This is a genomic window from Mesorhizobium sp. WSM4837, assembly GCF_055811435.1.
The window spans coordinates 137,215-149,980 of the sequence record NZ_JBVVQE010000004.1; the positions used below are offsets into that span (position 1 = coordinate 137,215).

General features: G+C 60.8%; 11 protein-coding genes and 2 pseudogenes. 9 read left to right on the forward strand and 4 right to left on the reverse strand.

The genetic code is table 11. The annotated features are described in order from the left end of the window. Window position 1 precedes the first annotated feature (1 nt). Together cpaB and AC0L3D_RS03940 are read right to left on the reverse strand one after the other, a co-directional pair. Window positions 2–1,042 carry a Flp pilus assembly protein CpaB gene (gene cpaB / locus AC0L3D_RS03935; protein ID WP_473531336.1) on the reverse strand — a complete coding sequence of 347 codons (1,041 nt, stop codon included), beginning with the start codon at window positions 1,040–1,042 and terminating at the stop codon, window positions 2–4. Between the two features lie 96 nt (window positions 1,043–1,138). Continuing rightward, window positions 1,139–1,351, reverse strand: coding sequence for a Flp family type IVb pilin (locus AC0L3D_RS03940; protein ID WP_473531335.1), 213 nt, complete (start codon window positions 1,349–1,351; stop codon window positions 1,139–1,141). Window positions 1,352–1,878: 527 nt separating this feature from the next. Here AC0L3D_RS03940 and AC0L3D_RS03945 point away from each other — a divergent pair. The 6 genes from AC0L3D_RS03945 (at window position 1,879) to AC0L3D_RS03970 (ending at window position 7,309) form a co-directional block, all read left to right on the forward strand. Next, window positions 1,879–3,267 carry a CpaF family protein gene (locus AC0L3D_RS03945; RefSeq protein WP_473531334.1) on the forward strand — a complete coding sequence of 463 codons (1,389 nt, stop codon included), beginning with the start codon at window positions 1,879–1,881 and terminating at the stop codon, window positions 3,265–3,267. Continuing rightward, entirely contained in the window at window positions 3,267–4,238 is a 972-nt protein-coding gene (locus AC0L3D_RS03950; protein WP_473531333.1) for a type II secretion system F family protein, read from the forward strand. Before AC0L3D_RS03945 ends, AC0L3D_RS03950 begins: the two co-directional genes overlap by 1 nt. Window positions 4,239–4,256: 18 nt before the next feature. Continuing rightward, a complete protein-coding gene (locus tag AC0L3D_RS03955) occupies window positions 4,257–5,207 on the forward strand; it encodes a type II secretion system F family protein (protein ID WP_473531332.1) in 951 nt (316 codons plus the stop codon). A 57-nt stretch (window positions 5,208–5,264) separates the two neighbouring features. Next, complete coding sequence (locus AC0L3D_RS03960; RefSeq protein ID WP_473531331.1) at window positions 5,265–5,807, forward strand: tetratricopeptide repeat protein; 543 nt, start codon at window positions 5,265–5,267, stop codon at window positions 5,805–5,807. A 9-nt stretch (window positions 5,808–5,816) separates the two neighbouring features. Beyond that, window positions 5,817–6,341, forward strand: a complete 525-nt coding sequence (locus AC0L3D_RS03965; protein ID WP_473626859.1) for a prepilin peptidase — start codon at window positions 5,817–5,819, stop codon at window positions 6,339–6,341. Window positions 6,342–7,144: 803 nt separating this feature from the next. Then, window positions 7,145–7,309, forward strand: coding sequence for a hypothetical protein (locus tag AC0L3D_RS03970; RefSeq protein ID WP_473626857.1), 165 nt, complete (start codon window positions 7,145–7,147; stop codon window positions 7,307–7,309). On the opposite strand, the pseudogene AC0L3D_RS03975 reads toward AC0L3D_RS03970, so the two are convergent. Beyond that, window positions 7,281–7,863 (reverse strand): annotated as a pseudogene (locus AC0L3D_RS03975) (isochorismatase family protein). The gene AC0L3D_RS03970 and the pseudogene AC0L3D_RS03975 sit on opposite strands and share 29 nt — an antisense overlap. Window positions 7,864–8,016: 153 nt before the next feature. Here AC0L3D_RS03975 and AC0L3D_RS03980 point away from each other — a divergent pair. The 3 genes and pseudogenes from AC0L3D_RS03980 to AC0L3D_RS03990 all read left to right on the forward strand — a co-directional run bounded on the left by AC0L3D_RS03980 (window position 8,017) and on the right by AC0L3D_RS03990 (window position 10,713). Further along, window positions 8,017–8,909 (forward strand): annotated as a pseudogene (locus tag AC0L3D_RS03980) (LysR family transcriptional regulator). 280 nt (window positions 8,910–9,189) lie between these two features. Then, window positions 9,190–9,387: a hypothetical protein gene (locus AC0L3D_RS03985; protein ID WP_473626855.1), complete on the forward strand. Its 198-nt coding sequence runs from the start codon at window positions 9,190–9,192 to the stop codon at window positions 9,385–9,387. Window positions 9,388–9,459: 72 nt separating this feature from the next. After that, window positions 9,460–10,713, forward strand: a complete 1,254-nt coding sequence (locus tag AC0L3D_RS03990; protein ID WP_473643192.1) for a DUF5996 family protein — start codon at window positions 9,460–9,462, stop codon at window positions 10,711–10,713. A gap of 116 nt (window positions 10,714–10,829) precedes the next feature. Here AC0L3D_RS03990 and AC0L3D_RS03995 read toward each other — a convergent pair whose 3' ends face one another. Next, window positions 10,830–12,701: an adenylate/guanylate cyclase domain-containing protein gene (locus AC0L3D_RS03995; protein ID WP_473626851.1), complete on the reverse strand. Its 1,872-nt coding sequence runs from the start codon at window positions 12,699–12,701 to the stop codon at window positions 10,830–10,832. Window positions 12,702–12,766 lie beyond the last annotated feature (65 nt).

Sequence of the window (12,766 nt, forward strand, 5' to 3'; positions counted from 1 at the left end):
GTTATTTTTGTCGCGGCACGTCGTAAGATTCGAGTTTTACACCCCTGAAGACGCCGATTGTCGCACGCGCCGGCGGTTCCGGCTGCACATATTTGATGACTTCCTTAACCACCTCTTGCACCTGGGGCGCTGAGGCCACTGCCGGAGCGGGTTTTGCCTTGCTCAACAGGTCGAGCCTGCTTCCCACCCGTTCCACGGCCTGGGTCAGCCCATTGATCTTGTCGTCCGCGCGCTTGCGTTCGGCCGCGGCCTCGGCGTCGGCTGCAGCCTGTTTGGCGAGTTCGGCCTGCCTGGCGGCGACGTCGGCCGGCGTGTCGCCGGTCAGGTCGGAAAGCGTGACGCGTTCTGTCGTTTCGCCCTCGCTGGCGGCTGCCTGGCGAAGCGCTAGCGACAACTGGCCGGCGCCGGCGGCCAGCGTAAGCTTCTGCGCGTCCCTGGTGTTGGCCTCGAGCGTCACCGACTTCACCACCGTCGGGCTTTCAGTGCTTTCGTCGGCAACCTGGTCGACTGCAAGCACCTTCATGCTCTGCAACAGCACGTCGACAAAACTTCTATCGGCCCCGCCATCACCACGCGCCGTTCGCGTCAAAAGCACGTCGACGCGGTCGCCGGGGAAGACGAACCCGGCGACGCCTAGCACGTCGTTGACGCGAATGGAAACGGCCTTCATGCCTTCGCCGAGCACTGCGGAAAGCGTGGCGCGCTGGCCGGGGCCGGTAATCTTGGTGGCGAGAACGGGCTCATTAGCGCCGATCGCCTGCAGCGCCTGCCTCGTGCCTTCGCCAGCCAGCGCCTCTTTCGCCGTCTTGAAAGCGCCGGCCGGAACCGCGCCGGCTGGCCATGCGATCTCGCGCAGTTTGTCGGCCGATAGGGTGTCGCCGAATTTCAGCGCCACTGCGGCCACCACGACCGTATCGCCTTGGACGCCAGTAGTCTGCGCCATGGCGCTGCGCTGATTGGCCAGCCAGATATTAGCAAGCACCACCGCCAGGACGCCGAACACGCTGGCGAGAACAATCATGATGAGTGTATTGGCGCGCATAACCCCAGACCCCAAACCCCAAAGGCGGGAATTCGCCCGCCGCGATTGGATTCAGGCCCGGATCGAATAAATCCGGGCCTGATGCTGATTAAACGATCAAGTACCGGCACCGGTAGCGCAGGTTCCGACGCCGGAGGCCTGCATTGCGGTGCAGAGGCCCGTGAAGCGGCCCGTGACCCAGCCGCCGATACCGATGATGAATCCGATTGCGGCGACCGCGATGATGCCGATCAGGATGGAATATTCGACCATGGCAGCGCCGTTTTCGTCGTCGCGGAACTGCCGGGTCATCGTCATGAGCTTCTTCATGCCAATTTCTCCCTTTCTGGAGGTTCAAACCCGACGAGACGAGCCAAGGATGAAATCCATACCCAAGCATCCCCCGTCATCTCGATCTAAGTCCCGGCGAAAATCAGAGTCAAACAGGATTAAGGGTTTCTTAACTTTCCTATACATTGTGGAGCAAGAATATTGCCGATCTCGGGCGAACCAAAACATTGATTCAGCTCGTTTTTCAACCCCTCTTAACCATTCGTTCACAATTCGGCCGTGGCTATGGCGAAAGTGGGGCGGTATTAGCGATGGTGTATATTCGTTTATATCTAAGGCCTTAGGGCGGCTCCATGACACCTTTGTGGTTAGAAAGGCACTTGGCATTGAAAACGAGCCCTCGTTCTCCCTAAAGACAGCGCCGCTGACCAAATAAACGTCGCGTTTTCTGATCCTTGATCTTAACTATGTCTGAAGTATTAAATTGGATGGTGGGCGGCTGGCGCTTGTGCCACGCGTGGTTAACGCTTAGTTTCGCGGTGGGGATTAAACGGGGAAAAAGCGTCATGCTGGGTCGATTCACAAAAGGGCCAAGCGAACCGCGGATCGAGCCAAAGCTTGAGCCGATTGCGGTATTGCCTGTTGCGCCGGCGCTTTCCCCTGCAGCCGATATCGAATCGAGTGGCGACGATTTCCTGACGCTCAAGGTCGAGCTCCACCGTCATCTAATCGACCGGTTCAATCTTGCAGCGCTTGAAACGGCGTCGAAGGATGAGATCCTGAATGAGATCCGGCCGATCGTGCGCCAGTTCGTGCGCGCTCGTTCGGTGCCGCTGAATGCGCGTGAGCTTGACCGGCTGACCAGTGAGACCGCCGACGAGATGCTCGGCCTTGGGCCGATCGAACCATTGCTCAAGGACGACTCGATCACCGACATATTAATCAATACCCACAAGCGGGTCTTCATCGAGCGGCGCGGCATGATCGAGGAGACGGCGATCCGCTTCCGCGACGAGGCGCATCTGCTGCGCGTCATCAACAAGATCGTTTCTGCCATCGGCAGGCGCGTCGATGAATCGGCGCCGATGGTCGATGCGCGCCTGGAAGACGGCTCGCGCGTCAATATCGCGGTGCGGCCGATCTCGGTCGATGGGCCGCTGGTGTCGATCCGCAAATTCTCGAAGAATCCCTACTCGCTCGAACGACTGATGGTGTTTAATTCGATCCGGCAGCCGATGATTGACCTGCTGCGCATTGCCGTGCAGGCGCGCAAGTCGATCTTGGTTTCGGGCGGCACCGGCAGCGGCAAGACGACCTTGCTCAACGCGCTTTCAAGCTACATCCCGTCCCGGGAGCGCCTGATCACCATCGAGGACGCGGCGGAACTGCAACTGCAGCAACCGCATGTCGGCCGGCTGGAGACGCGGCCGCCCAATGTCGAGGGCAAGGGCGAGGTACGTCAGCGCGAGCTGCTCAAGAATGCGCTGCGCATGCGGCCGGACCGCATCATCGTCGGCGAGGTGCGCGGCGAGGAAGCCTTCGACATGCTGCAGGCGATGAACACCGGCCATGAAGGTTCTATGACCACCATTCACGCCAACACGCCGCGCGATGCAATATCGCGGCTGGAACAGATGGTCGGCATGGCCGGCATGCCGATGACCCATGAGTCCATTCGGGCGCAGATTGCGTCGGCCATCGACATTATCGTGCAGACGCAGCGTCTTGCGGACGGTGGCAGGCGTGTCGTTTCCATCTCCGAACTGACCGGCATGGAAGGCAATGTCGTCCAGCTTCAGGAAATTTACCATTTTGTTCGCCGGGAGGTGACGCCCGAAGGCAAGATTATTGGCGATTTTCGCGCCACCGGCATCCGCCCCCGCTTTGCGCCGGAGGCAGCAACGCTGGGCCACCAATTCGCCAAGGATGCCTTCAATCCGCAGGTGCCGCTCTGATGCCGACCGGCCAGACGTTGCTCTACTTTATTTACGTGCTCGCGGCGGCATCGGTTATTCTCGCCGGCGAGGCCATGTATCTTTCCTTTGCCAAGAGCCGGGCACGGATTGGCGCGATCAACCATCGGCTGAGGCGGCTTGCTGACGACGTTCCGGCCGAACAGACCTTGCAAGGGCTGCTGCGCGAGCGCGGGCTGACGGGTTCGGGCGACTTTCTTTTTGGCATGATAGGGCTGAACAGGCTCTATACCCAGTCCGGTATCACCGGAAACCCGCTGACGTTCGCCGCGAAGTTCCTCCTGACGGGGTTGGCATTGGCGTCGCTGCTGTCGTTCCTTATGGGTTTCTCGACTTTGGTGTCGTCCATCGTTTTTGTGTTGGTCGGATTTGTGCTGCCGCTTCTCGTTCTCCGGCGCGCTCGCAACAAGCGAATCCAGAAATTCGCCAAGCAACTCCCAGATGCGCTCGACATGATCGTTCGTTCACTGCGCGCCGGACATCCGGCTTCGGTAGCGGTTGGTCTCGTCGCCCGCGAAATGCCCGACCCACTCGGTACCGAATTCGGCATCGTGTCCGACGAGATCACCTTTGGACTGAGCATGGAACAGGCGGTGCGAAAACTTTCGCAGCGTGTCGGCTTCGAGGGCCTTCATCTGGTTTCGGTATCGCTGTCGATCCAGGCAAAGACCGGCGGCAATCTGACCGGGATCCTGTCAAATCTTTCGTCAGTGCTGCGCGAAAGGCAGAAACTCAGGTTGAAGATCAGGGCGCTTTCGGCCGAGGGCCGGGTATCGGCCTGGATCATCTCCCTTTTTCCACTGGTGATGTTCGGGCTCCTGCTCGTGTTGTCCCCGAGTTATTACGGCGGGGTATGGAACAGCCCATTGATTACGCCAGTGTTCTTGATGTCCGGGCTATGGGCGCTTTTGGGGGACTTCATCATGTATCGCATGGTCAATTTCGATTTCTAACAGAAGCGAGCCATAATATTGTTTTCGGCTATTCAGGATCTCAGCACTCTGGTCTCCGTCGCTGTCTTTCTGGCGGCAGCGGCGCTTTTTCTGTTCGGCGCGCTCATCTTCGTGCCGGCGCTGCAGACGCGGAAGCTGGTCTCACAAAGCCTGATGGCCGAGGGTATTACGGATCGCCGTTCGCTCGTTGGACAGGAACAGCTTGCCAAAATCGCAGCGCAGCGGCCGGTCGATGCGTATTTTCGATCGATAGAAAAGGAGCGGGACGAGCCCAGCGCCTTGGAGGCGAAACTCTTCCGCGCCGGTTTTTATCAACCGAGCGCTCCGCTCATTTATACCTTGTCGCGGCTGGCTGCGGTCTGTGTCGGTTTTCTGGCCGCCTATGCGCTCTTGTCGTGGGTGCTCCCACCGCAACTCCCCAGTTTGATAGCCTTTGTCGGCTCCGCCCTATTCGGGCTCGCCTGCCTCGTGATTCCAAGCGTCATGCTCGATCGCTTCGAGAAAGGACAAAAGCAGGTCTACCGCCGCGGTTTTCCCGATTTCATGGATATGATGATAACCTGTGCCGACGCAGGCATGAGCCTGGAAGCTGCAGTCGAGCGCGTCAGCGCCGAACTGGCTGGTACCCATAAATGGCTCGGCATCCAGCTTACGATCATGAATTTGCAGTTGCGTGCCGGCAAGCCGCTACGGGAGGCGTTGCGCGAACTCGCTGACCGAATCGGTCTTGACGAGGCGCGGGCGCTGGCTGTGCTGTTTCGGCAATCGGAAGAACTCGGCACCAGCCTGACCGACGCTTTGCGCGTCTATAGTGACGAGATGCGCAGCCAGAGAATTCTGAGTGCCGAAGAGCGTGCCAATTCGCTGCCGGTCAAAATGATGATTCCGTTGGGACTGTGCATCTTCCCGGTTGTGATGATGATCATCATGTTGCCAGTGATCATTCGCATGATGGGTGTTTTCTTCTAGGCACGTCTGTGCTTTGGTCGGAATAGAGAGTCGGAGAGAACTCTTTTGGGGGACGAAATGACAGGGCCAATGCGCCTCGCGGCCGTAGCCGGTTTGCTGCTTATCGTGCTTTCCGGCTGTCAGACGGCTGATAGCGGCGTCGTCCGCACCAACGAGCCCTCGAAAGGTGATGTGACAGCGTTTGGCGATGCCTTCGACGGGCTGAAGACGGTCAGCGACGTCGAATATTATGCCTCTGACCAGGCAGTCGCCGAAGCCAAGAACCAGTTCCGTGCGGAAAACTACGGCAATGCCGGCGCCCTGTTCTACAAGGCGACGCAGCTGGCGCCTAATGATGGTGGTGCCTGGATGGGCCTGGCCGCCTCCAGCGATCGCATCCGCCGCTTCGACCTCTCCGACCACGCCTATCGCCAGGCCTTCCGGCTGGTCGGCGGGACGCCCGAATATTACAACAATGTCGGCTATTCCTACCTGCTGCGCGGCAAGCTGCAGGACGCACGCAGCAGTTTCCTCAAGGCTTACGAGCTCGCACCCAACGATCCGACCGTGGCCAACAATTTGAAGCTTCTGTCGTCCAGCGTGAAGAATCTCGAACGGTAAGGCGACAGCATGTTGCTCGCCGCATCGCTGCTGCTGAAGGGGCTAGCCATTCCTTTGCTGGCAAGGATCGCCTGGCTCGACTTCACCACCCAGAAGATATCCAACCAGAATGTGCTGCTGCTGCTTTGCCTGGGTTTGGGCTCGCTGCAGCTCCTGTCGGTGCAATCCGGATCGTGGTGGGACATGGGCCTGAGCGCAATCGCCGGCCTTTTATTGTTCGGTGCGCTGTTTCCGTTCTGGGCTTTGCGCAAGGTCGGGGCCGGCGATGTCAAGCTGATGGCGGTGGTGCCGTTGCTGATCGGCGGCAGCGGCCTCCTTGTGTTCTCCGTACTGCTGCTGGTTTTCGCCCTCGCCACAGCGTTGATCGTTAAAAACCCGTTCATGCTGCCCGCAGGCGCTTTCCGCCTCTACGTTCAGCACCTGGACCGCAAAGGCGTTGTGCCGTTTGGCGTGCCGATCTCGCTCGCAGCGATCTGCACGATCGGGTTCGTGATCTACGTCACCTTGATGCCCCATGCTGGCCCGGCGATCTGAGAGGACAGGACTGCAGCAACTGCCTCCAGAGGTATCAAAGTATCTGTTCCGCTAGTCATTTGCCGCGGCGATCTTGGTGATGCCCCAGATAGGCGCCGGCCAGAGCGAAGCCACATCGAGCGTAAGCAGTATGATTTGCACGGCTCGGGCTACTCGCGCGTTGGCGGCGAGCCCCAACGGCTATTGCCAAGGCGATCGGCCCGCGCCTGGCGGCAACGCGAATCTTAGCGTCACCGATCGAGGCGACTTCATCACAACGAAGGGCGACAATCGCAATTGAGTCAGGGCATGAAGGCGTACCGGCGCGAAAAAGGCCTGGCGAAGAGGAAAGGCGGAATCGGATCCGAACTGGCCTCGGTGGTCGGGCAAATCCGCCCGGAAACTACGGGAAGCGTGCGAGAAGAAATTTAGCGGGATCGAACAGATGTGTTGGCTGGGGAATAGGCAAATTACTCGCTCCGCGAAGGTGATGGCTGAGGCTGAGCGCGCCGAACGCGCCGCGAAGACAGCAAGATTGAGGTCGCTTCGTATGGCGTCGCAGAGTGACCTAAGATTTTCGTTCCCTGAGGAATTGGATTGTTCTCTGCTTATCGCAGCACTGACTCAAGGCGACTCATCGGCTGATCGGGACCGCCGAATTCGGGTGTGAGCGAAACAGGCTCCCGCTGCCAGATTTTTTTGACGTTCTGATTACCAAATTCTGGCGCACTGGTAGCGATCCCGGATCAATTCTCGCTGTGAGTTCAACAGGCTGCCTTGATGACAGTTTGCGAACTGATGCCTATCCAAAGCGGCGAGAGCCGATGGTTGCTGAAGCGCTGTCTCGCCTGACCTACAACGCGTCGGTATTCGACATTTTAAAATTCGAGCGCTTAGCGGCATCGGCGCAGCCCGGGCGCGGCCCGACGCTCACCGAAAAGCTCGCCATCCCGGTCCGGATCAGCCTTCGCTCGGCACGGGCGTGTTGAGCAGCTGCTGCTCCCACAGGTACGCCATGCCGCTGCCGGCCATGTGATCCTTGAGGAGCTCAATCAATGCAGGCAGGGTCTCGGCCCTCGTGTAGTCGCGCTGCCTCATGGGCTTCAACCGACACGCCGCCGCAGGCGTCCGTGATGACCGTGACGTCCCATCCTTCGCCGGCAGCCTGGATCGCCGGCATCGCGACGCAGATCTCCGTGAACAGACCGGCGATGATCAGCTGCTTGCGGCCGGTCTTCTTGACCGCGTCGACGACCTTCTGGTCTTCCCAGGTGTTGATAAGCATCCGGTCGATCACCTCCTGGCCGGGGAAGACGTCGGTGATCTGCGGAAAGATGAGCCCGCCTCGGTCAGCGAGCACGCTCGTGAGGATCGTCGGTACGCTAAATGCCTTGGCGGCCTTCGCCAGACCCGTAGCATTGTTGACCGCCATATGCGGGTCGTGGCTGTTCAGGTTCGTGAGCTGGTAAGGCTGATGGTCGATCAGAACGAGTACCGAGTCTTCGGGACGAAGAAGCGAATCAAGGCCGTTACGGGGGGTCATCAAGACTTCCTTTCTCTGCCGTTGTGGACGGCAATGGGTTCATGGGAGACATGCGCCGGCGGGCGACGTTGCTTGCCGCAATTTGCTGTTCCTTTTGGTGATGCGGTAGTGCCATAGTCAGGCATGCTGCGTCGCGAAACGAGGAACGCCGAATTGGACATCGAAGATCTGCAGACATTCGTCGCAGTGGCCGATGCAGGGGGCGTATCGGCCGCCGCGCGCCGGCTCGGCGTCTCCAAGTCAATCGTCAGTCGGCGGCTCTTTCGGGTTGAAGCGGAGCTTGGCGTCCAGTTGCTTGCACGAACGACCCGCGGCGCCGCGCTCACGGAAGCGGGAATCACGTTCAGGGATCATGCGGCCCGGGCCAGCGCCGAGATCGACACGGCCAGGGAAACCATCCTCCCAACCGGTGAGCTGCGCGGCCGCCTGAGGGTTGCCATGCCGCTTACTTTCGGCGCGACCCACTTCGCCCCCGTGCTCGCGGAAATGGCGCGTCTGCACCCGAAGCTTCACATCCATACTTCCTACAGCGATCGCTTCGTCGATCTCATCGCAGAGGGTTTCGATTGCGCGATCCGGGGCGCCTACCTTCAGGACTCCAACCTGATCGCGAAGCGCGTCGGGCCGATCCATGGAAAGCTTGTCGCGAGCCCAGACTATATCGAAGCGCACGGGTCACCCGAGTCTCCAGACGAACTCGTCACCCATCAGGCCCTCATGCAGGGAACGGAAGCCTGGCAGTTCATGGATGGCGACAAGATTGTTACGGTCCAGCCGCAGGGCAGGTTCAAGGCCGACAGCGCCACGGCGCTTGCCGCCGCCGCAGTGGCAGCGCTCGGCATCGCCTGGCTCCCCGATTGCATCACACATGAATTTGTGGCCTCCGGCGCGCTGGTCCCGATCATGACACGCTATCCGGTACCTCCGGGGGCCACGTATGTCGTCCGACCGCCGGGTCAGCACCCCACACGGAAAGTCCGGGTGCTCACCGAGTTGCTGATCGAGTATTTCAAACAGACCCGGATCTTTGGGGAGTTGATCGTTAGAACACGAACGGTTCAAAGCATTGTCAAGGAACCGTGTTCGACGGTCCGGTCGCACTACTGCGAGCCGTCGCGTTCGGCGACATCGCCCGCACGTTCCACTTGCTGCGACACAGCTAGACGTATCACAGGACTAGTTGGGCAGACGGTCGCTCGCCAGTTTAGGCATTTGTCGGGCCGAAAGCGCTCTTCCCGCTCGCGGTTCGGATTAGTCGAAATCGGGCATTCGTATCGGCAAGGGCGAGGCTGTCTGGACGGCCTAAGTGAGGATGACGCGCATGAGTTGGAACCCAGCAATCGAACCGGGCGGCGGCGCAACGCTCAGCGGACCGCGCTATATCTGGTGGAACTCGTCGCCTCGAAGGACCGCATCGAAGAAGCGAAGGCCGAATGGCGCGCCGAGGACCGGGGCAAGGGACGTTTCGATCTCCCGATCGATGACCGAGATGAGCACATTCCGTACCGGACTGACCGGCGCTAAGACTGACGGACCTGGGCGGTTCAGACGAGATGACGCGTCGCGTGCCGGTATGTTCTGAATGGAGAAAGCACAATGAGCAACAAGTGGCCCCACCTGGACTACCTCGGCTGGCGCGAGACGTGTTCGGCCCTGCATCTCTATTTGCAGATCGCCGGGAAATATCGCCTTGCTCATACCCCGTGGCTCAACCATTCCTGGAACGCGACCTTCTATGTCACGCCGCTCGGCCTGACCTCCTCGCCTATCCCCGACGGCCCGGGCATCGAGATCCTCTTCGACCTTCGGAACCATACGGTTGTTGGCACATGCGGCAATGGTCGCAAGGCATCGTTTGCGCTCGGGCCATCCACAGTCGCGGTGTTCCACGCCAATCTCGTGCAGTTGATTTCCGAACTTGGAGGCACACCGACCTTTAACGGCAATCCGAACGAGGTGCCCAATCCCGTGCCGTTCACCGAAGATCATCGCGACCGGCCCTATGACCGGGAAGCCGTTCAGCGCTTCCATCATGCATCGGTGGCGGTCGACAGGGTATTCAGTCGGTTCCGGACCTCCTTTCTTGGCAAGTCCAGTCCCGTTCACCTGTTCTGGGGCAGTTTTGACCTGGCCGTCACCCGCTTTTCAGGGCGGCGCGCGCCTCTCCATCCCGGCGGCATTCCTTCATTGCCCAACGATGTGGCCCAGGAAGCCTACGACCGCGAGGTCTCCTCAGCCGGTTTCTGGCCCGGCGGTGGCGGCATCGATTACCCCGCGTTCTATGCCTACGCCTATCCGGCGCCGAGTGGCTTCAGGGGCGCGTCGGTCCGGCCCGAGGACGCGTTCTGGCATGACGGCCTATCGGAATTCATCCTGCCGTACGATGCCGTTCAGTCGGCTGCAAATCCCGACGCGGCGCTTATGGAGTTTCTCGTCTCGACCTACGACGCTGCGGCCGATCTCGGAAGATGGGACCGCGACCTACTGGACTGCATGCCGGGGCGGCGGGGTCAGGCGCGGCCGCATGACGCCGAGCAGCCGGGCCCTGCCTCTCGCTTGACCGTCGAAAAGGTCGAGCGGGAGGATACCGCATCGAAGGGACGCTACCGGATGCTCGTCGACGGCATCGAAGCTGAGATGACCTATAGCCGGGCCGGCGAAGGGTTGATCATCATCGACCATACCGAAGTTCCAGCGGCGTTGCGCGGCCGCAAGGTCGGCGAGCGACTGGTACGCCAGGCGGTCGAGGATGCCCGGCGCGAAGGGGTCGCCATCATTCCGCTTTGTCCGTTCGCAAAAGCGCAGATCGACCGTCATCTCGAATGGCAGGACGTGCTGCGTCGGTCATAGGCTGCTCGTAACTTCCTCCACCCGCCAACGTACCGGCGTGGAATGGCAAAAATTGGCGCGCCCAAATGGATGAAACTGGGCACCGCTATATGATTGAAGTCGCTCTGTAAAAACTGTCAGGCTGATTCAGGAGCCTTGGCCTTTGCGAGGTCCTGCAGGAACTCTTCCATCAGCGGCCTGTCACCGAACCGGCGGTAAGCGCGCTCTGCTTCCAGCGAGAATGCCGGATGCGCCTCGACCAGCTTTGCCATCGTCTGCTGGGCTGCCTCGATCTCGCCGCCCCCGGCCTGCAAAGCCGCCTGAATCAGAAGGCAGTTTGCATCGCGCGGCGCCCGGATCAGGCATTCTTCTATGACGGCGGAAGCCTCGTCGCGGCGGTCAGCCGCGTAGAGCGCCTGCCCGTGCACATAGGCGTAGTACTCGGGCGCCATAGGATGAAGGCGGCGGGCCCGCTCTGCGTTGGCGACGGCATCATCATATTGCCCGAAGCGAACCTGCGCCTTTGCAAGCGCCATCATGCTGTCGGGATCGTTAGGGTTGAGTTCCACAGCGCGCCGCGCGGCCTGCAAGCCGCCTGAATAGTCGCCCTGCAGGGCAAGCCCGAAGCTGATGACCTGATAGCCAAGGCCAAGATTGGGGTCGAGACGGACCGCCTGCCGAGCTTCGCTAAGCCCAAGATGGAGTTCCGGTGCGTTTTCCCGGCCGTCACCGCTCTGCGCCACGCTGGCGATAAAGGTCAGCGCGAGGCCTGCGCGGGCGGCCGCATAGGACGGGTCCATTTCAAGGGCGCGCTGGTAGAGGCCCCGCGCCTCCAGAATGTCCTGCGGGTCATCGCCGCCGTGCCGGTAGCGGTTGCGGGCCTGCAGCACGAGGTCATAGGCCTGCAGGTTGTCGGTCGGGCGTTCCGCTGCCGCCGCCGCCTCGCTCCTGCCGATATAGGGCGCGATCTGCGCGACGATTTCAGTGGTCAGCTCGCTCTGGACGGTGAACACGTCGGCGACCTGCCGGTCAAAACTGCGCGACCACAGATGCGCGCCTGTCTTTACATCGATCAGCTGCGCCGACACGCGAAGCTGGTCGCCTTCACGGCGGGCGCTGCCTTCAACCACATAATCAACGCCGAGCTTCGCCCCAAGCTTGCGCACGTCCGTACCCTGCCCGTGCACGGCGTAGGTGGAATCGCGCGCGATTACCTGTAGCTCTGAATTGCGGGCAAGGGCTGTCGTCACATCCTCGGCCAATCCGTCCGCGAAATACGATTGCTCGCCGCTGCCGCTCATCGCGGCAAAAGGCATCACCGCCACTGACGGCCGGGGGTCTGAGCGGCTCTGGTCCATCGACAAGACCCCCGGGATGCGGCTGACCATGGCTGCCAGGGGGAGCGGCTGGATTTGGGTGCCGATGAGGATGAGGGCTATGGCGGCTACGCCATAAGACCAGCGGGCAGCGGTGCTGCGCGGCACCTGCGGCACGTGCCGCCATGGCGACCACGCAGAGCCCGCGCGCCTTACGCGGTAGACGTTGAGAAGTTCGGGAATGTTCTTGGCCCGCCTGCGGCCGATGCGGACGAACCTGTCCGCGCTGTTGCGGTCGGCCGCCATCACCACGGCGCCGCTGACGAATATCTGCCCCGGATCGCACATGGCCTCAAGACGGGCGGCCACATTGACGCCGTCGCCGTATACGTCGCCGTCATCTTCGATGACATCGCCAAGATTGATGCCGATGCGCAGCTCGAACGGGCCCTTGTCGAAGCCTTCCTGTATGGCCAGCGCCGCATCGACCGCTTCGTTGACGCTTGGAAACATGGCGAGAAAGCCGTCTCCCGCCGTCTTGACGATGCGCCCGCCATGGCGGGCAGTGGTCGGGTCAATGAGCTCATCAAAAACAGCGCGCAGCTTCGTGTAGGTGGAAGCCTCGTTTTCAGCCATCAGCAGGCTGTAGCCGACGATATCGGCGGCCATGATTGCCGCGAGCTTGCGTTCCATCAGCATTATTCCTGAGCGGCGGCCCTGCAGGGACTATTACTAGTGACACTTAAGACGACGCACGC